At 27.8% G+C, this 19,954-nt stretch carries 21 protein-coding genes; 11 read left to right on the top strand and 10 right to left on the bottom strand.

Annotated elements, in window-relative coordinates:
- Position 1: 1 nt before the first annotated feature.
- From L8U04_RS05125 to mog, 11 genes are all read left to right on the top strand, one after another.
- Positions 2 to 739, top strand: a complete 738-nt coding sequence (locus L8U04_RS05125) for an amino acid ABC transporter ATP-binding protein (RefSeq protein WP_133318954.1) — start codon at positions 2 to 4, stop codon at positions 737 to 739.
- Positions 740 to 847: 108 nt separating this feature from the next.
- A complete protein-coding gene (locus L8U04_RS05130; protein ID WP_412175295.1) occupies positions 848 to 1,645 on the top strand; it encodes a cysteine ABC transporter substrate-binding protein in 798 nt (265 codons plus the stop codon).
- A 2-nt stretch (positions 1,646 to 1,647) separates the two neighbouring features.
- Positions 1,648 to 2,862, top strand: a complete 1,215-nt coding sequence (locus tag L8U04_RS05135) for an MFS transporter (RefSeq protein ID WP_263664708.1) — start codon at positions 1,648 to 1,650, stop codon at positions 2,860 to 2,862.
- A gap of 168 nt (positions 2,863 to 3,030) precedes the next feature.
- On the top strand, positions 3,031 to 3,450 hold the full coding sequence (locus tag L8U04_RS05140) for a hemerythrin family protein (RefSeq protein WP_263709566.1): 420 nt from the start codon (positions 3,031 to 3,033) through the stop codon (positions 3,448 to 3,450).
- Between the two features lie 165 nt (positions 3,451 to 3,615).
- Complete coding sequence (locus L8U04_RS05145; protein WP_263709567.1) at positions 3,616 to 3,837, top strand: hypothetical protein; 222 nt, start codon at positions 3,616 to 3,618, stop codon at positions 3,835 to 3,837.
- Between the two features lie 913 nt (positions 3,838 to 4,750).
- On the top strand, positions 4,751 to 6,157 hold the full coding sequence (locus L8U04_RS05150) for a COG3400 family protein (protein ID WP_133318949.1): 1,407 nt from the start codon (positions 4,751 to 4,753) through the stop codon (positions 6,155 to 6,157).
- 7 nt (positions 6,158 to 6,164) lie between these two features.
- On the top strand, positions 6,165 to 7,223 hold the full coding sequence (gene aroB / locus L8U04_RS05155; RefSeq protein ID WP_263662416.1) for a 3-dehydroquinate synthase: 1,059 nt from the start codon (positions 6,165 to 6,167) through the stop codon (positions 7,221 to 7,223).
- On the top strand, positions 7,220 to 8,749 hold the full coding sequence (locus L8U04_RS05160) for a mechanosensitive ion channel family protein (protein WP_263659670.1): 1,530 nt from the start codon (positions 7,220 to 7,222) through the stop codon (positions 8,747 to 8,749). Before aroB ends, L8U04_RS05160 begins: the two co-directional genes overlap by 4 nt.
- On the top strand, positions 8,746 to 10,002 hold the full coding sequence (gene mtaB / locus L8U04_RS05165) for a tRNA (N(6)-L-threonylcarbamoyladenosine(37)-C(2))-methylthiotransferase MtaB (RefSeq protein WP_263662417.1): 1,257 nt from the start codon (positions 8,746 to 8,748) through the stop codon (positions 10,000 to 10,002). The genes L8U04_RS05160 and mtaB overlap by 4 nt, the downstream gene beginning before the upstream one ends.
- Positions 9,992 to 11,590, top strand: coding sequence for an AAA family ATPase (locus L8U04_RS05170; protein ID WP_220566232.1), 1,599 nt, complete (start codon positions 9,992 to 9,994; stop codon positions 11,588 to 11,590). Before mtaB ends, L8U04_RS05170 begins: the two co-directional genes overlap by 11 nt.
- A gap of 2 nt (positions 11,591 to 11,592) precedes the next feature.
- Entirely contained in the window at positions 11,593 to 12,120 is a 528-nt protein-coding gene (gene mog, locus L8U04_RS05175; protein WP_039618174.1) for a molybdopterin adenylyltransferase, read from the top strand.
- 12 nt (positions 12,121 to 12,132) lie between these two features.
- Here the strand turns inward: mog and L8U04_RS05180 are convergent, their stop codons facing one another.
- From L8U04_RS05180 to L8U04_RS05225, 10 genes are read right to left on the bottom strand one after another with little or no spacing between them, the layout of a single operon-like run.
- Complete coding sequence (locus L8U04_RS05180) at positions 12,133 to 12,534, bottom strand: rhodanese-like domain-containing protein (protein ID WP_263709569.1); 402 nt, start codon at positions 12,532 to 12,534, stop codon at positions 12,133 to 12,135.
- The gene (locus L8U04_RS05185; RefSeq protein WP_263660307.1) at positions 12,509 to 12,844 is read right to left on the bottom strand and encodes a rhodanese-like domain-containing protein; all 336 of its coding nucleotides are present in this window, start codon (positions 12,842 to 12,844) and stop codon (positions 12,509 to 12,511) included. Before L8U04_RS05185 ends, L8U04_RS05180 begins: the two co-directional genes overlap by 26 nt.
- Positions 12,841 to 14,670, bottom strand: coding sequence for a molecular chaperone HtpG (gene htpG, locus L8U04_RS05190; protein WP_263665743.1), 1,830 nt, complete (start codon positions 14,668 to 14,670; stop codon positions 12,841 to 12,843). Before htpG ends, L8U04_RS05185 begins: the two co-directional genes overlap by 4 nt.
- 11 nt (positions 14,671 to 14,681) lie before the next feature.
- Complete coding sequence (gene crcB / locus L8U04_RS05195) at positions 14,682 to 15,050, bottom strand: fluoride efflux transporter CrcB (RefSeq protein ID WP_263662423.1); 369 nt, start codon at positions 15,048 to 15,050, stop codon at positions 14,682 to 14,684.
- The gene (locus L8U04_RS05200) at positions 15,047 to 15,736 is read right to left on the bottom strand and encodes a lysophospholipid acyltransferase family protein (protein ID WP_263662424.1); all 690 of its coding nucleotides are present in this window, start codon (positions 15,734 to 15,736) and stop codon (positions 15,047 to 15,049) included. Before L8U04_RS05200 ends, crcB begins: the two co-directional genes overlap by 4 nt.
- Entirely contained in the window at positions 15,714 to 16,886 is a 1,173-nt protein-coding gene (locus L8U04_RS05205; protein WP_263709570.1) for a hypothetical protein, read from the bottom strand. Before L8U04_RS05205 ends, L8U04_RS05200 begins: the two co-directional genes overlap by 23 nt.
- A 26-nt stretch (positions 16,887 to 16,912) precedes the next feature.
- A complete protein-coding gene (gene purQ, locus L8U04_RS05210) occupies positions 16,913 to 17,563 on the bottom strand; it encodes a phosphoribosylformylglycinamidine synthase subunit PurQ (RefSeq protein ID WP_263662426.1) in 651 nt (216 codons plus the stop codon).
- Entirely contained in the window at positions 17,560 to 17,796 is a 237-nt protein-coding gene (gene purS / locus L8U04_RS05215) for a phosphoribosylformylglycinamidine synthase subunit PurS (RefSeq protein ID WP_220566240.1), read from the bottom strand. The genes purQ and purS overlap by 4 nt, the downstream gene beginning before the upstream one ends.
- A gap of 8 nt (positions 17,797 to 17,804) precedes the next feature.
- Positions 17,805 to 18,512 carry a phosphoribosylaminoimidazolesuccinocarboxamide synthase gene (purC, locus tag L8U04_RS05220; RefSeq protein ID WP_133318981.1) on the bottom strand — a complete coding sequence of 236 codons (708 nt, stop codon included), beginning with the start codon at positions 18,510 to 18,512 and terminating at the stop codon, positions 17,805 to 17,807.
- Between the two features lie 7 nt (positions 18,513 to 18,519).
- Entirely contained in the window at positions 18,520 to 19,836 is a 1,317-nt protein-coding gene (locus L8U04_RS05225; RefSeq protein ID WP_318529583.1) for a S41 family peptidase, read from the bottom strand.
- Between the last annotated feature and the right edge of the window lie 118 nt (positions 19,837 to 19,954).

A 19,954-nucleotide genomic window follows, 5' to 3' on the forward strand; every position in this document is an offset into this window, starting at 1 on the left:
TATGAGCATTTTAAAAATACAAAATTTACAAAAATATTATGATGATCATCATGTTTTAAAAGATATTAATTTAGAAGTAAATCAAAAAGAAGTAGTGGTTATACTAGGTCCAAGTGGTTGTGGGAAATCTACACTTTTAAGATGTATTAATGGCTTAGAAGAAATGGCTGATGGAGCTATTTTAGTAGATGATGAGAAAATTGATAAAAATTATAAAAAATGGACTCAAATTCGTCAAAAAATAGGTATGGTGTTTCAATCTTATGAGCTTTTTGATCATTTAAATGTTGAGCAAAATATACTTTTAGGACCTTTAAAGGTGCAAAAAAGAAAAAAAGAAGAGGTTTTAGAAGAAGCAAAATACTGGCTTGATAGAGTAGGACTTTTGCATAAAATAAAAGCTTATCCTAAAGAATTAAGCGGTGGACAAAAGCAACGCATAGCCATAGTTAGAAGTCTTTGTATGAACCCTGAAATCATGCTTTTTGATGAAGTTACAGCAGCGCTTGATCCTGAAATCGTGCGTGAAGTTTTAGATGTGATTTTAAATTTGGCAAAAGATGGTATGACTATGCTTATAGTTACACATGAAATGGGTTTTGCAAGAGCAGTTGCTGATAAAATAGTTTTTATGGATGATGGTAAAATAGTAGAAATTTCAAATCCTGATGAATTTTTTGAAAATCCAAAGACAGATCGTGCGAAAAAATTTCTCAATTTGTTTGATTTTCATCGTTAATTTTATTTTTTTAAAATATTTATTTAAAAAAATAATATAAGGTTTAAAAATTTAAATTTTTAATCATAAGGATAAAACATGAAAAAAATTTTTCTTTTATCATTTTTGATGGCACTTTTTTTTAGTGCATGCTCAAATTCAAGCTCTAATGAAAATTCCATAGAGAAAATCAAACAGCAAGGTGTAATCCGTATAGGTGTATTTGGCGATAAACCTCCATTTGGCTACCTAGACGCACAAGGGAAAAATCAAGGTTATGATGTATATTTTGCTAAACGCATAGCAAAAGAGCTTTTAGGAGATGAGTCTAAAGTGCAATTTGTACTTGTTGAAGCAGCAAATAGAGTAGAATTTTTAGAATCAAATAAAGTAGATTTAATCTTAGCAAATTTTACAAAAACCCCAGAAAGAGAAGCTGTGGTTGATTTTGCATTACCTTATATGAAAGTTGCTCTTGGGGTGGTGGCTCCTAAAGGATCAGATATTAAAACTTTAGATGATTTAAAAAATAAAACTTTAATTTTAAATAAAGGCACAACAGCTGATGCGTATTTTACAAAAAATATGCCAGATATTAAAACGATTAAATTTGATCAAAATACAGAAACTTTTGCAGCTTTAATTGGTAAAAGAGGTGATGCGTTAAGTCATGATAATGCATTGCTTTTTGCCTGGGCTAAAGAAAATCCAAATTTTGAAGTAGTGATTAAAGAACTTGGAAATCATGATGTTATAGCTCCTGCTGTAAAAAAAGGTGACGAAGCTATGTTAAATTTTATCAATGATTTGATTTTAAAATTACAAAATGAACAATTTTTCCACAAAGCTTATGATGAAACTTTAAAGCCGTTTTTTAGTGATGATATAAAAGCTGATGATGTAGTAATCGAAGGTGGCAAAATTTAATAATGCAAAAAGCTTTTAAAAATACCATCTATGCTTCTTTAGGTGGTATTTTAGAATTTTATGATTTTGTTTTATTTATCTTCTTTGCAAGTGTTTTTGCAAAAATTTTCTTTCCTCAAAATGATGATTTTTGGCCATTAATCTATACTTATGTAGCCTTTGGGGCAGGGTATTTAGCCAGACCTTTTGGTGCTGTTGTTTTAGCGCATTTTGCAGATATAAAAGGGCGTAAGAATGTTTTTTATATTAGTATGCTTTTAATGGTTGTACCAAGTTTTGTTTTGGCCTTTTTACCTACTTATGAAAGCATAGGGCTTTTGGCTACTTTTATGCTTTTTGTTATTAGGATAGCCCAAGGATTAGCCATAGGAGCTGAAGTTAGTGGTGCTTGGATTTTTGTGAGTGAATTTGTGAGTAAAAAAAGACTTGGTTTGGCACTTGGTTTTATTTCAGCAACTTTGACTTTAGGTTTATTGCTTGGAAATTTAGCGACTTTGACTATATATGCGTATTTTGATAAAGAAGAAGTAGAAAGCTTTGCTTGGAGAATTCCTTTTTTTATAGGAGGATTTTTTGGTATATTGGCTTTATTTTTACGCACGAAATTGAATGAAACACCAGCTTTTAAAAATATAAAAGCAAAAGAAAAAATTTTAAATTTCCCACTTTTGCAGGCTTTAAAAACACATAAAAAAAGTATGTTAATATGCGCTTTACTTACTGTGGTTTTAACAAGTGGGGTGGCTACTTTAATGATACTGCCACAATATTTTGAAAGCTTATTAGGAGTTAGCAAAACTACTGCTTTGTTATATCAAAATTTGGCCATAGTGATGATCATACTAGGAAGTTTAGCACAAGGATATTTAGCAGATTTTTTAGGACATTTTAAAATTTGTTTTATTTTTACTTTGCTTTTTGGAATTTTTGGCATTAGTTTTAGCTTTTATAATGAGTGGTTTTTGTTATTTTATTTGCTTGCTTGTTTTGCACAAGGTATTATAGCTTTTGCTCCTATTTTTATGACTCAAATTTTTACCACAGAGTTAAGATCGAGTGGTCTTTCTTTTGCTTATAATATTTCTTATGCGATTTTGGGTTTTATAACCCCTTTTATTGTTAATTTTGTATATAAGGAGTATTTTTATATTTATATTATTTTTATAATTATTGCTAGTTTGCTAAGTTGTTTTTTAAATAAATTTTTTATTAAATAATTATATATATATTTTAATATTTGTTTTATAGATAATACTATTATATTTACACTACAAAATAAGGAATATTATATATGAAAATATGGACTCAAAAATATACCGTTTGGAATAGTATTATTGATATACAACATAAAAGCTTATTTGATTTAGCTAAAGAAATTTATTTTTATGAAAAATAATCATGTAAGTATTAATGAAGTTAGAATGCTTTCGATTGAATTTTTAAAACAACTTAAAGATCATGCAAAATATGAAGAAAAATATATGAAAAGGATTGCTTACCCATATATCGATATACATATAAAAGAGCATAAAAAAATTATGTCTTCATTAGCTTCTTTAGTTAAAAACACATCAAACATAAATGAATTTAAAACAAAATTTAGTGATTTTATAGATGATAATATCATTAAGCATATTTTAGAGGAAGATATAAAATATGCTAATTTTAAGAAAAAAGAATATGTTCTTTATACTTGTGGATGCTTAAATAAAAAATATAAAATTTCACATAATATGCATCTTAAAATTTTTAATGGTGCTAAGTATGATCGTAAAATTTGTCAGCAAAATATTCGATTGATTTAATCGGCGGGGGTATATGGTAAGTAATTTTCCCTCTTGGAGTGATGAATATTGTTTAGGCAATGAAAAAATAGATTTACAGCATCAGAGATTTTTTGCTTTAACTTTAGAAGTTTTTAGACTTTCAAATAGACATATTTATAAAACAGAATTAAAAAAAAAGTATTAATGGAGTTATTTTCATATATGAAAAATCATTTTGATGATGAAGAGGAATATATGAGAGAAATTAAATATCCATATTTAGATGAGCATATAATAATGCATAAAAATATTGTAAAATCTATGAAAAGTCTATTATATGAGTGTCGTAGTACTAATGAACTTAAAAATGAACTTTATAATAAGTATCATCATGGTTTTTTAATCATTTTAGTATACATGATATGAAAATAAGAGATTATGTTTAAAATTCATCTAATCAAAATTTATCAAAACAAAACGAGATGATAAAAAGCGAAGAAATATTTGAGTATATATGTGATTGTATTGGTGTTATCCATAAAGTGAATTATGATTTATATATGAAAATAAATTATTTAAATATATCTTATAAGTGCAGCAAATGCTCAAAAAAGTTGGAATTAAAATCAAACGCATAGAAAGTTATCTAGTTGATTTTTAAGTTAAATAGTATATCTAACATAGTAGTTTATTAATTCATTATCTTTTTCCGAGGTATGTTGTAGTAGAATTTATAGTTTGAAGCAACATAAACTACCGTCCGCTAAACTATTTTTTTGTTAAATTTATTAAAATTTATATTTTATTGCAATTACTATTTGTATATCAATAGCATTATTTTACAAAAATTTCTCTCTTTTTGATATTTTTATTTCACTTAAATAGTTGATTCTTGTAAGTTTTATTTTTATTTTGTCTTTAAATATTGTTTTTATAAAAATTGTTTTATTTAAATGATATAATTTTTATTTTTAAATCTTTAAAGTAGTTTTAGGCAAAATGAACTTTTTCTTGTTGATATATTTTAATTTTAAGATGCTAAATTATTTCTAAATTTGTGATAATTTTATCCAAAAAATATATTATACAGTTTTTTAAGTAGATTTTAATTGACATGTGAGAAATATTTTATTATATCTCTTTAACTTTAAAATCCTTTTATAAGCTAAATACTAAAATAAGTATCCATCAATATTAAGATTTTTACTGAATGAAAAATAATAATTTTTGTTAATTTAAAAAGATATATTAAGTAGTGGAATATATTTTGAAAAAATAAAAACTTTAAAATATAAACTATAACTTTGCTATAATTATACTTTATATTTTAGAGGTGTGAATGAATAAGATTTTATTACTAGCTGATGGACCTTTTGCGAAAGATTTTTTAAAGAAAATTTATAATAACAAAACCTTCAAAGAGTCTTTGAGTGTTGTGTATTATAATGATGATAGCGTAGACTTAGACTTAGAGAATGAACAAATTTCTTTTTTTAAATTTGATCCTACGAGTTTGATTAAGCTAGAAAATTTATTAAAAGAAAATTTTCATCAAGCTATTATTTATATGCAAGAAGAAGCAGATACATTAGCTTGCTATAAAAATTTAAGAAAATTATACCCAAGATTAAATATAGTTATTATGGATTTGTGGAATAGCCAAATTGATGATAATTTTTGTGAAGTAATTAATATTTATGATACTTTAAGTACAAGATTGACAGGTTGTTTGGATAATATGCCTTCAATGGCACAATTTATAGGGCTTGGACAAGGTGAGATTATGGAAGTTAAAATTCCTGCAGGATCAAGCTTTGCTTATAGGCACATAAGCTCTATTAGTCAAAAACGCTTTAAAATTGTAATGGTTTATAGAAATAATGAATTTATTCTGGCAAGACCTGGGCTTATTTTAATGCCAAATGATAGCATTTTAATCGTAGGTGATCCTAAAGTTTTGCAAAGTGTTTTTACTAATGTTAAAACAAGCTTAGGACGCTTTCCATCGCCTTTTGGAGATAATATACTTTGTATTATAGATATGAAAAAAATGAGTGAGTTTGCTATAGAAAAGCTTATTTTTGCAAGCTTGCTTTTGCATGTAAGAATCAATAGCAAAAAACTTTATTTTAAGGTGATTAATCCTACTTTAACTCCTATGTATTATAAACTTAAATCCTTGCATAAAAATAGCACTGAAGTGATATTTGACTTTGAAAGCACAAATATAAAAAACATTAAACCTTTTGTGGAAAATACTAGCATAGGTTTGCTAGTGGTGGAGGATTATCTTTTTGAAAAAGAAAAAAGTTTTCTTTTTACTTTAAAACTTCCTGTGTTAAAAGCAGGTAAAGGGGATTTTGCAGATTTAAAATCTTCTGTAGTTTTAAGTTCAAATTTTGAAGATGTAGAGGGTATTGCCTCTATTATGCTTGATTTTAACAAGCAAATTCAACTAGGCCTTGCCTTGTATTACTATGCTTTAAAATTAAATAAAGCCGAAATTTTTGAATATCATCAGTATTTTGAAAGCCTTTCAAAACTTCATGATGAAAAATTACTTTTGATAGAAGAAAAAGAACATAATCCTATTAATAAATTTTCTTACAAACAAAATATATTGCATTTTGTACCATTTAATGAAAAAATTTTAGGAAACAATTTCAATAAAATTTTAAAAACGGATTTAAATACGATATATTATAAGATGAATAAAAATTATCAATTGTTTATACCATCATTGTGAGAAAAGAATGCAAGTTAAGTTAAATTTAGATAAAAATACAAGTTATAATGTCTATATAAATGAGCTAGAAAAGTTAAATTTTGATACTAAAGTCGTGATTTTAACTAATGAATTAGTAGCAAAATTACATTTAGATACGCTTTTGGAAAAAATTCAAGCTAAAGAACTTTTTGTTATAAAAATCAAAGATGGTGAAGAGTATAAAAATTTACAAACTATAGAATATATCTTAGATCAAATGTGTACTTATAAGTTAGATAGAAAAAGCTTGCTTATAAGCTTTGGTGGCGGGGTGATCTCTGATATGGGTGGTTTTGTAGCAAGTATATATCAAAGAGGGATAGAATTTATCAATATCCCAACAACTTTACTAGCTTGTGTGGATGCAAGTGTGGGTGGTAAAACCGGGGTAAATAATAAATTTGGTAAAAACTTAATAGGTACTTTTTATCAGCCAAAAGCGGTGTATTGTGAGAGTAAGTTTTTAAAAACCTTACCTTCAAGAGAACTAGCTGCTGGCATGGCTGAATTTATCAAAATGGCTGTGGTTTTTGATGAAGCAATTTTATCTTTTTTAGAAAATTTAGATGAGGATAAATTTTTAAATACTAAACTTGATGATATTACCTTGGCTCAAATCATCCAAAAAAGTATAGAACTTAAAGCTAATGTGGTTTCACAAGATGAAAAAGAAAGTGGCTTAAGAATGCTTTTAAATTATGGTCATACTTTTGCTCATGTTATAGAAAATCAAACAGGATATAAAAAGTACTTACATGGTGAAGCCGTGGCTATAGGTATGAACATGGCAAATATTCTAGCTTTAAATTTGGGGTTATTAAGCGAGCAAGAATGCCAAAGAGTACAAAAATTGCTTGTGAAATTTAAATTACCCATATCTTATAAAATTTCAAATATAGAAGAGTTTTATAATGCCTTTTTCTTAGATAAAAAAACACATTTTCAAAAGATTAATTTTGTTTTAGCTTGTGGTTTAGGAAAAGCTTGTATAAAAAATGATATATCTAAAGAAGATATTTTACACACTTTAGAGGTGTTTGCATGAAAAAAATTATATTGATTTTGCTCTTACCCTTTACATTACTTTTAGCGCAAGATGATATAGAGCATTTAGAACAAAAATTAAATGAATTACATAATAATTTAGCATATAATACTTGGATAATTAAATATAATAATTTTAACATTTACAGAAAAACTCAAGATGAAATTTTGGCTTTAGAAAAAGAAAGTTTAAAAGCTAATGAACGCAATAAAAGTATTATAGAAAGACAAATTTTAATTTTAAAAGAAAGACTAGAGCTTTTAAGTGAGTATAAAAGTGCAAATTTTTCTAAGATGGTTTTGGCACCTGAAGAAGTTGATAAAATAGATAAGCTAACTAATCCTTTAGCTATTATTTCAGCATACTCACATATAAAAAAATTAAGACGCGACAAAGAAGAATATGTCAATCTTTTAAATAGTTTTAAGCAAACTTTAGATGAGCTTATAAAAGAAAATGTTTTAGTAGCTGAAATAGCTAAATTATCTTCTAATAAAGAGCATGATGAATATTTAAAAATATCCAATCAAATGGTTAGAGATTTTTCACAAACTTTGCGTTTTGGAGAAATTTCTTATTCTGTGTATGAGAAAAAAATTCAAGAAGAGATTGAAAAAACAACAGCTTCAATTAAAATTCAGGGTGTAAGAGCTTTCAATATAGTTTTGGCTATTGTTATAGTTGTAGCCATAGCATTTTTACTCAAATTTATAGCTAGAAAATATATAGGCGATAATGATCGCTTTTATACAGCAAATAAAATCATTAATTTTATTAATATCAATGTAATTGTTTTAATCTTGCTTTTTGGATATATTGAAAATATCAGCTATTTAGTGACCGTTCTTGGTTTTGCTTCTGCTGGTTTGGCTATTGCTATGAAAGATATGTTTATGTCTATGCTTGGTTGGTGTGTGATAGTTTTTGGTGGAAGTTTTAGAGTGGGCGATAGGGTGAGAGTTTTTCAAAACAATACACATTATATCGGCGATATAATTGATATTTCATTTTTAAGAATAACTTTGTATGAAGATATATCTTTACTAACTTATACAGATAATCGAAGAAGTGGTAGGATAATTTTCATACCAAATAACTTTATTTTTACCAATCTTATATCAAATTATACTCATCATGGGATGAAAACAATTTGGGATGGACTTGATATTACTTTAACTTTTGATTCAAATCATCAAAAAGCCTTAGATATAGTAGAAGAAATCGTTATAAAAGCTTCTAAAGGCTATACAAAAATTGCAAAAGAATCCATGAATAAATTAAGAAATGAATACAGCATTAGAAATCCTAAAGTAGAACCTAGGTTTTTTACATTTTTAGAAGGTTATGGTATGAGAATTTCTGCTTGGTATATGACAAATTCTTATGCGGCCTTGGTTTTAAGAAGTAATATAAGTAAAGAAATTATCAATGAATTTAATAAACATGATGATATAAAAATAGCCTATCCATCACAAAATTTATATATGGCAAAACATGAATTTATAGAAAATAAGGAAGATATTTGAAAAAAAAGGTATATTTTAAAACTTTTGGTTGTAGAACTAATATTTATGATACGCAATTATTAAAAACTTATATTAAAGATCATATTGTCACACAAAATGAACAAGAAGCTGATGTGATAGTTATAAATTCTTGCACGGTTACAAATGGTGCTGATAGTGGGCTTAGAAGTTATATTAATAGTGTAAAAAAAAATGGAGTTAAGGTTATACTTACAGGCTGTGGTGCTGTAAGTAAGGGAAAGGATTTTTTTGATAAAAAAGAAATTTTTGGAGTTTTAGGAGCTTCTAATAAAGATAAAATTAACGAGTTAATCTCACAGGATAAAGCCTTTTATGAGCTTGGAAATTTACGCTTTATCGATACAAAAATCGTAAGTAATTATGAAAATCACACTAAAGCTTTTGTAAAAATTCAAGAAGGATGTGACTTTGCTTGTAGTTATTGCATAATCCCAAGTGTTAGGGGTAAATCAAGAAGTATGCCAAGTGAGGAAATAATAAAACAAATCAAACTTTTGGCTCAAAATGGTTATAGTGAAGTAGTTTTAACGGGTACTAATATAGGAAGTTATGGTTTAAAAGATAAAACTACACTTGGAAAGTTACTGCAAGAAATAGGCAAGATTAATGGTATAAAAAGAGTAAGACTTGGGAGTTTAGAACCTGCTCAAATTGATGAGAGTTTTAAAGAAATTTTAGATGAACCTTGGCTTGAAAAGCATTTACATATTGCCCTGCAACACACTCATGAAAAAATGCTACGCATCATGCGTAGAAGATCACATACGCAAAATGATTTAGCATTGTTTAATGAATTAAATCAAAAAGGTTTTGCTTTAGGAACAGACTTTATCGTGGCACATCCTGGGGAAAGTGAGTTGATATGGCAAGAAGCTTTAGAAAATTTCAAACAATTTAAACTCACACATATTCATGCTTTTATTTTCTCACCACGCGATGGAACGCATTCTGCTTCTATGAGTGAGCGAATTAATGGTGATATAGCCAAAGAAAGATTAAATATTTTAAAAGATATAGTCGCACAAAATAATTATGAGTTTAGAAAAAACCAAAAAAATATTTTAGAAATTTTAGTCGAGAGTAAAAAAGATGGTTTTTATGAAGGCTATGATCAATTTTTTAATAAAATCAAAATTACAAGCAAAGAAGATATTGCTAAACAATGGATAAGTATTGAAAAATATGAATGCAAAGAAGATTGTAACTATGTAAGGTTAGAGGATGAAAAATAAAAAGATTATCTTAGCTTCATTTTTATTGCTTTGTGTTTTTATATTGATTGCATTTTTAAAAAATCAACCAGATTATATTAGCAAGGCTGCTTATGAAGAGCTTTTAGAACAAAATTTAATCCAAAAGGCTATAGTAGAAAATAATGAAATATTATTAAAAAGCAAAGAAGGAAATTTTTTAATCGCTAAAGATGTAGTGGATTTAAATGCTTTGTGGCAAAAAATTCCTTTAGAATATGCTAAAGATTATGATTTGAGTGAGTTTTTTTTGATATTTATTTTACTTGCTTTTCTCATAAGCTTTTTACTCTTTCTTAATAAAAAAAACAAAGATAGGCAAAATTTACTTTCTTTAGAAAAAAATATTTTAGAAAAAAATGAACAAAATAATACCATACAAGATGTAGTAAGTGAAGTTAAATTTAAAGATGTAGCAGGGGTTGATGAGGCTAAGGTAGAGCTTTTAGAAATCGTTGATTTTTTAAAAAATCCTCAAAAATATAAAGATTTTGGTGTGAAAATGCCAAAAGGGGTTTTGCTAGTAGGGCCTCCTGGAGTGGGTAAAACCTTGATAGCAAAAGCAGTAGCAGGTGAAGCTGGGGTGCCATTTTTTTATCAAAGTGGGGCTAGTTTTGTAGAAATTTATGTAGGTATGGGTGCAAAAAGAGTTAGAGAGCTTTTTTTAAAAGCTAAATCAAAAGCTCCAAGTATTATTTTTATAGATGAAATTGACGCAGTTGGTAAAAGTAGAGGGGATTTTTCTAATGTAGAAAGAGATAATACTCTAAATCAACTTTTAACTCAAATGGATGGATTTGAAGATAATAGTGGTGTTATAGTGATGGCTGCTACAAATAAAATCGACCTTATGGATAATGCGTTACTAAGATCTGGGCGTTTTGATAGAAGAATTTTTATATCTTTGCCTGATTTCAAAGATAGAATGCATATTTTGCAAAATTATATGAAAGAAAAAAAATCTAGCGTAGATTTAGAAAAAATTGCAAAAGCTAGTGTGGGTTTTAGTGGAGCTGCTTTGGAGACTTTAGTTAATGAAGCGGCTATTAATGCTATAAGAAGAAAATCAGATTTAATAGAAGAAAATGATTTTTTTGCAGTGCTTAATAAAGTTTTAATGGGTAAAAAAAAGATTTTTTCTCTAAGCGACAAGGAAAGAAAAATTCAAGCCACATATCAAGCAGCTAAAGCCTTGTGTGCTTTTTATTTTGATGTTAAATTTGAAAAAATTACCCTAATTGAAGATAGGTTTAAAGAATATGAAAATACTATCAAATCAAAATCAGAATTATTAAATAAAATAAAAGTTTTTTTAGCAGGTTCAGTTGCTATGGAGCTTATTTTTAATGAAAGTTACACTAATGCACAAAGTGATCTTTTAAAGGTTAAAGAATTGCTCGTTTTTATGGAAACTTTCGCCATGGCAAATGAGGGTTTATTACAAGAGCAAAAGCAAGAAGTGAAAGAATTTTTAGAATTAATGAAAGAAAAAGTAGTGAGATTAGCTAGTATTCTTTTAGAAAATGAAAAAATAGAAAAACAAGATATAGAAAAAATCATAATGGAGTGAAAATGGTAAAAATAGGAATTTTAGTACTTTCAGATAGAGCAAGTAGCGGAGTTTATGAGGATAAATCCGGAGTAGAGATAGAAAAAATTTTAGATTCTTATATAAAAAATGAAAAAAGCTTTTATTATGAGCTAATTCCTGATGAGTATGATTTAATCATAGAAAAATTAGCTTATTTGGCAGATGAAGTAAAATGTGATTTGATTTTTACTACAGGAGGTACAGGGCCTGCTTTGCGTGATGTGACACCAGAAGCAACACAAGCAGTGTGTGATAAAATGCTTCCAGGTTTTGGGGAGTTAATGCGTGCAAAAAGCTTAGAATATGTGCCAACGGCTATACTTTCAAGACAAAGCGCAGGTATAAAAGGAAAATCATTAATTATTAACTTACCGGGTAATCCAAAAGCTATAAGAGAATGTATTGAGCCTATATTTCCTGCTATTCCTTATTGTGTAGATTTGATAGGTGGAGCTTATATTGAAAATAATGAAGAAGTAATTTCTGTGTTTAGACCAAAGAAAAAATAAGTCTAGTTAGACTTATTTTGAGGTTTCATAACCTTGTGATAAAAGTGCATTCATACCACCTTTTAAATTAGTAACTTCTATGTCATTTTGATCTAGTAAAGCAGAAGCTTTAGCACTTCTTGCTCCACTTCTGCAAACTATAGCGATAGGTTTTTTACTTGAAATCTTTTTAATTTCCTCGACGAAATTTTTATTTATACTGCCATCTTCATTGTAAAAGCTAATTTTAATGGCATTTTTTATAGTACCAGTTTGTACCCATTCACTAGGTTTTCTAACATCAATTACTTGATAATTTTCCAAAATATCCGCATTAATATCGATATTTTTAACTTCTGCTAAAACAAAACTAGCACAAAGCATTAAAGATAAAAGTATTTTTTTATCATTAATTTTCCTTTTTTGTAGCTTCATAACCTTGTGATAAAAGTGCAACCATGCCACCATCTAAATTAGTGCATTCTATACCTAGAGCATCTTCTATCATCATAGCAGTATGTTTGCTTCTTGAGCCTGTAGCGCACACAAAGGCTATGTTTTTATTTTGATAATCTACTTTTTCTTTAAACTCTTGGATAAAGTTTTCATTCATAAAGCCATTATCATCGCAAAGTGCGATGAGTATAGCTTCTTTTATAACCCCATTTTTCCATTCGCTTGGGGTTCTTACATCTATAATGCAAAATTCGTGCAAAATATCTTTAGAAATAGCTATATTTTTCATTTTTCTAAAGCCTTGGAAACGATTTTGCTTAAGGCATTGTTAAATTCGCTAGGGTTATCTATACCCATACCTTCACTAAGTTTAGCCATATTTAGAAGAATATGTGCCATTTCATTAGCTAAGGTATCATTTTCTTTTAAGGCTTTTAAAATTTCATGATTAGGATTGATTTCAAGTATAGGTTTAACTTGCTGTTCTTGCCCCATTTGTTTAAGAATTTGTTGCATAGCAAAATCAGGTTTATTTTGATCATAAACAATACAACTTGGACTATTTGAAAGTCTTTGGCTAAGTTTTACCTCTTCAACTTCATCTTTTAAAACTTCTTTTATTTTGATGAGTAAGCTTGCAAATTCAGCCTTTTGTTCTTCGCTAGTTTCTTCACTAGCTAGATGGTTAATAGCGCTAAATTTTAAACCTTCAAATTCATTCATCATAGGCATAACTATGGTATCAATTTCCTCATCAAGCAATAAAACATTGATATTTTTTTGTTTATAGCTTTCAAGTAATGGAGAATTTCTTAAAAGTTTTTCATTTTTTCCGCTAATATAAAAAATTTCATTTTGACCTTCAGCTAGGTTTTGTTTATACTCTTCAAGATCAATTAATTCTTCTTTGTTTGAGTTTTTAAAGTATAAAAGCTTAGCTATAGCGTCTTTATTTTCGCCAAAACCATATAAACCCTCTTTTAAAACTTTTCCAAAATTTTCATGGAATTTAAGATAATTTTCTTTATCTTTTTCTTTGAATTTTTTAAGTTCAGCTAGGATTTTTTTAACACTTGCTTCTTGAACGCTTTTTAAGATTTTATTTTCTTGTAAGATTTCACGACTAACATTAAGCGGTAAATCTTCTACATCAATAATCCCACGCACAAATCTTAGATAAGTTGGTAATAATTCTTTATCATCATCACTTATAAAAACTCTTTTAACATAAAGTTTTAAACCACTTTTATAATCTACTCTATAAAGATCAAATGGAGCTTGTGCAGGTATAAAGAATAAAGAATTATACTCTATAGAACCTTCAGCTTTTGTGTGGATATAAAGCATAGGTTTGTTTGAATCATGGAAGTTTTGTTCATAAAATCTTTCATAATCCTCAGCTTTTAAACTTGCTTTATTTTGCCTCCATAAGGCACTTGCTGTATTAATTTGAGTGTTTTTTAATTCTTTTTTAGGTTCTTTTTCGCCTTCTTCTAGTGGTAAATATTCTTCTTTTTCCATGAAAATAGGAAATTGTATATGATTTGAATATTTTTCTACTATGCTTTCAATGCGGTATGAGTTTAAAAACTCTTCATCTTTTAAATGCAAGGTTATGCAAGTGCCTTGTTCATCTTTATTTGCATCTTCTATTTCATAGCCACTAGCATCAGAAGTCCAAAGATAAGCTTTGTCATCTAATGCTTTTTTGCTTAAAACTTCTATTTTAGAAGCTACCATAAAAGCAGAGTAAAAGCCTACACCAAATTGTCCTATAAGTTGAGAGTCTTTTTTGGCATCACCACTTAAGTTTTCTAAAAAGCTTTTTGTACCACTTTTAGCAATGGTTCCAAGATGATTGATTAAATCGTCTTTATTCATACCTATACCATTATCACTTATAGTTAAGGTTTTTGCTTCTTGATTGAAATTAATTTGAATTTTTGGCTCAAATTTTAAATTTTTATAAGCATCATCACTCACGCTTAAATAACTAAGTTTATCAAGTGCATCACTTGCATTAGAAATAAGCTCTCTTAAAAAAATTTCTTTGTTAGAATACAAAGAATGAATCATAAGTTGTAAAAGTTGATTAACTTCAGTTTGAAATTGCATTTATATCTCCTTTATTTAAAAATTAAAAAACCAATCCATACTGCCAAAAGACAAAGGATAACATTTAAAATAATATTTATAAAAAAGTGAAAATAATCACCATTTTGCAAAAATAACAAATTTTCATAAGAAAAAGTTGAAAAAGTTGTAAAGGCACCCAAAAAACCAGTGTTAATTAAATTTTTAGTAAAAATATGCACACCTTTAGAATTTGCATAAGAAAAAAATAAACCTATTAAAAATGATCCTATTATATTGACCATTAATGTCCCATAAGGAAAGTTATGAGGAATGATTTTATTAAAAAAGTTGCTAGTAAGCATTCTGGATATGGCCCCTAAAAAGCCTCCAAAACCTACAGCTAAAATCGTACCAATCAAGCTTGTGACCTTTCGCTATCTAAGATTGTTTGCATTTTTTCTCTAGTTTGCTCAAGCCAATCATCTTTACTTGTATCGACAAGATCTAGAAATATCACTTTTAAAACACCACTATTTGCACTAAAATTTTGGGTATCTAAAATTTTAGCTGAATCAATAATTACCACAGGTTGGACTTTTAACTTAAGCTTTTCACTTAAAATTTTAGCTCCGACTTTAAATTTTAAAAGTTTTTGTGTTTTAGATCTTGTGCCTTCTGGAAAAATGGCTAAAATTCTATCCTCATTTAATCTTTCTTTGGCTTCTTTTAAAAGCTTTACTAGACCCTTTGGACTTCTATCTATACAAATAATTTTTGGTTTTTTAATCAAAGTTTTAAAAACAGGGAGTTCGCCTAGTTCTTTTTTAGCTATCCAAGATATATTTTTTGGGCATAAATCTTCCAAAACAACTATATCTAGTAAGCTTTGATGATTGATTAAAAGCAAATTAGCTTGAGGGTGTATAGAACCTTGGGTTTGAATTTTATAGTTTATTACATATTTTTGCAGTTTTGACCATACTTTTCTGATTTTCCAAATTTTTTCTTGCGATTGCAATAATAAAAAGGCAATACATAAAAATATAATAGATAAAATAAATTCTACCCAAAATATTAAAGCTTTAAATCTTTGATAAATCTTCACTTTTCACCCAGCCTATTTTTCCATTATTAAATAAAATTTTTCTGTATTCATCTCTTGAATCTAACACTTCTACTTCTTGTTTGTATTTCCCAGAATAAAAATGAGTTGAGTTTAGAGTTGGTAAAATTTGTACTTTACTTTCAGCTTTTAATATAGCTTTATATATGTTATTTTGAGCTAAAAAACTTGCTATTAGAGTCAAAATTGCCAAACCTAAAGCTGTGTAGCTTTTTTTAAATACAAACCATAAAGCGAAAATACCGCACAAGCTCCATAAAAAAACTTGTTTGTAAAAATTAAAATCATTAGTTTTTGGATTTAAATCACTTTGTGTACTTATACTATCTTCTTTAAGTTCTATTTTTAAGGAAAAATCTTTTAATTCTTTAGAATTTAAATTAAAGTAAGAAAAATCAAAACGCGTTTTACTTTTATCTAAAATAGCATAATAAAATCCACTTTGTTTTTCAAAATCGCCTTTAATAGCCTCTACACCTTGTTTTTGGATATCTTTTATGTTAAAACTTGCTAGATTTGTGTTTTCTCCTGCAAGTTCTATAAATAAAATTATATTATCATTATCAAAACTACTCGCTTTTACTTGTTTAACTTCCAAATTGCTTGCAACTATATGTGAGTATTTATTAGAAGGAGCATCGATTTTTTTAAGTTTAATGGGCTTTATAATTAATGATGAGCTTTGAAAAATATGATCATTTCTGCTTAATGAAACGATGATTTTGTTTAAACTAGCATTTAAACTTTTAGCTTCAAACCATAATTTTGTATGATATGAATTAGCCTTTTGTTCCCAAATAGGATTAGGATTGATCCAAAGCATATCATCACTTTTTTCAAAACTCACATTTAAATCAAAACTCACATTAGTTGTGGTAATAACCTCAAGATCTATAGTAAAAGCCTCATCTATATAGACTTCATCGGTGTATTCTTTTGCGTTTAATACTAAAGAACCTTGAGGGATGAAATTTTCATCATCGATTTTACTTTCATAATTACTCTCATCACTTGGAGCGATAGTTTGATAAATTTGCTTAGCTTGATCATCTAATTGATTGTAATTTTTTTCTAAAGTGTTATAATCTTCAAAAACACTATTTTCTTGAGCATATAAGTTAAAAGTTAGCAAAAAAAGACAAAAAAATTTGAAGGTTTTTAGCAATTTAAAAATCCTTCAAACATTTTAAGTCCTGCTTTTGATCCAAGAATATCATCGCACATTCTTTCAGGATGTGGCATTAATCCAAAGACTTTTTTATTTTCATCACAAATTCCTGCTATATCGTTTAAAGAGCCATTTGGATTATTGATATATCTTAGTAAGATCATATCTTTATCTTCTAGCATTTTAATACCATCTTCGCTATTAAAATAATTTCCTTCTCCATGGGCAATAGGTAATTCTATGATATCATTTTTTTGAAAATTTTTCAAAAAAGCATTATTATTTGATACTACTTGCAATGCTTGCATCTTAGAAATAAAACTTAAACTATTGTTATGTTTCATAGCTCCTTTTAAAAGTCCAAGTTCTAATAAAATTTGAAAGCCATTGCATATGCCTAGGACATAGCCACCTTTTTGAACATGCTCTTTAAGTGTTTTCATAGCAGGAGCAAGTTTTGCAATAGCAGCACATCTTAAATAATCTCCATAAGAAAAACCTCCAGGTAATACGATTAAATCTGCACTAAAATCTTGTCTTTCATGCCAAATGATTTCAGTTTTTACCCCTAATTTTTCAAAGGCATAAGCTGTATCAAACTCACAATTAGTTCCAGGAAAACGAATAATAGCTACTTTCATAATATTATCTCATAATCTTCTATCACAGTATTTGCAAGTAATTCTTTACACATTAAATCAACTTGTTTAAAAACTTCTTCTTTATCATCACAAGCTATATCAAAACTAATTTGTTTTGAGGTTTTAACATTTGCAATATTATTAAAATCCAAAGAATGCAAAGCCTTTTCTATGGCTTTGCCTTGAGGATCTAAAACCCCATTTTTAAGTGTGATATTTATAGTTACTTTCATTATTTTTCCTAACTTAAAATTCTTTTTAATACTTCTTCGTAAGCCATTTTTACATTACCTAAGTCTTGTCTAAAGCGATCTTTGTCTAATTTTTCATTAGTTTTGCTATCCCAAAATCTACAGCTATCAGGACTAATTTCATCAGCTAAGATCATATTTCCTTCATTATCAATACCAAATTCTAATTTAAAGTCAATCAATCTTAAGCCTTTAGATTCAAAGAATTTTACTAGAATAGAATTGATATGTCTTGCGGTATTTTTGATTAATTCTAAATCTTTTTCACTTTTTACTAGATTTAAAATCAAACAATGCTCATCATTGATGATAGGATCACCTAAATCATCATTTTTATAACAAAACTCAACTACAGCAAAAGGTAAAATCGTGCCTTCTTTAATGCCTAATCTTTTCGTTAAAGATCCTGTAGCTACATTTCTAGTAATAACTTCAATGGGTATAATATTACATTTTTTAACAATTTGTTCTTTTTCACTGATGGTTTCTACTAGATGGGTTTTAATGCCTTCTTTTTCTAAGAGATGAAAAATTTCAGTACTAATTTTACAATTTAATGCACCTTTTCCTGCTTCATTACCCTTTTTTTCTGCATTAAAAGCTGTTAAATCATCTTTAAATTCTGTGATGAGTAAATTCTCATCATCAGTTTTAAACATTTTTTTACCTTTTCCTTCATATAAAAGATCTAATTTCATAGCCATTTTACTCTCCTTTTGTAATGTTTAAAATTTTAATTGCATCTATTGCGGTTTTTAGTTGTATGTCATTATTAATTTGTTCTTTGGTAATGATATTTTTATCTTCTTTGTTGTCTTTTTTCTTTTCTTGATGTCCGATTTTATCTAGTTCAGCTTGTAAGTGTTTTTTAAGATCACTTTCTTTGATCTCAAAGCCGTGATTTTCTTCTTTACTTACTTTTCCTGGAAATACTTCTATATCAGGATTAACTCCAACAGCTTGTATAGTTCTACCACTTGGTAAATAATATTTTGCTATAGTAAGTCTCAAGCCTTCTTTACCTTTTTCATCCATAGGTAATATAAGTTGCACACTACCTTTTCCAAAGGTTTTTTCTCCTATGATAATAGCGCGTTTAAAATCCTGCAAAGCCCCACTTACAATCTCGCTCGCACTTGCACTGCCACCATTTACAAGCACTACTAAAGGTGCATTGGTGATTTTTTTACTAGGATTTGCTTTAAATTCTACATTCTCGCTTTCAATTTTACCTTTTTGTGAAACGATTACTCCTTTATCTACAAAAAGATTTACTAAACCCACTGCTTGATTTAAAATACCGCCTGGATTGGTTCTAAGATCTAGTATAATTCCTTTTGTATCAGAATGTTTTTTGATCGCTTTACTAGCTTCATCTACAACATTTTTATCAAAATTAGTCACTCTTAAATAAAGTAAATTTTCATTTTCAATTAATTTTGTATAAACACTATCTACTTTTATGATATCTCTTTTTAAATTTACATCAAATGGCTTTGCATCGCCTTTTCTATAAATAGTTAGAGTAACCTTTGTTTTGGGCTCTCCACGCATTTTAGAAACAGCTTCATTTAAAGTCATACCTAAAGTCGATTCATTATTGATTCTTAAGATAATATCATCAGTTTTAATACCTGCTTTATCCGCTGGACTTCCTTCTATAGGAGCTACAACACTAATTGCTCCATCTTTTTGGGTAATAGTAAAGCCAAGTCCACCAAATTCCCCATTAGTTTGTTCTTTAAGTTCTTTATAACCTTTTTCATCTAAGAAGGAAGAGTGGGCATCTAAATTTGTAAGCAAACCTGCTATGGATTTATCAACCAAATCTGTATAATTAACATCATCAACATAATATTGTTCTATGATAGACATAGTTCTTGTAAGTTTAGATAAAGCTTCTATTTTTTTTTCTGCTTCGCTAGGAGCGGGATTTTTAGCTTGCAAGTTAGTAAAAATAAAAGAAGCGGTTATTAAACTACAAATGCTAGCTGCGATAATAAGATTTCTTTTTGTCTTCAAAGGAAAAACTCCAAAATAAATATGAATTCATAAAATAATTATCTAATTTTAGTTATTTTTGCTTAAAAAATCGTAAATAAAGTAAATATTTTTATGATATTAGTGTATATATATAAAA

Source organism: Campylobacter sp. IFREMER_LSEM_CL908 (genome assembly GCF_025771545.1).
Classification (GTDB): Bacteria; Campylobacterota; Campylobacteria; order Campylobacterales; family Campylobacteraceae; genus Campylobacter_D; species Campylobacter_D lari_D.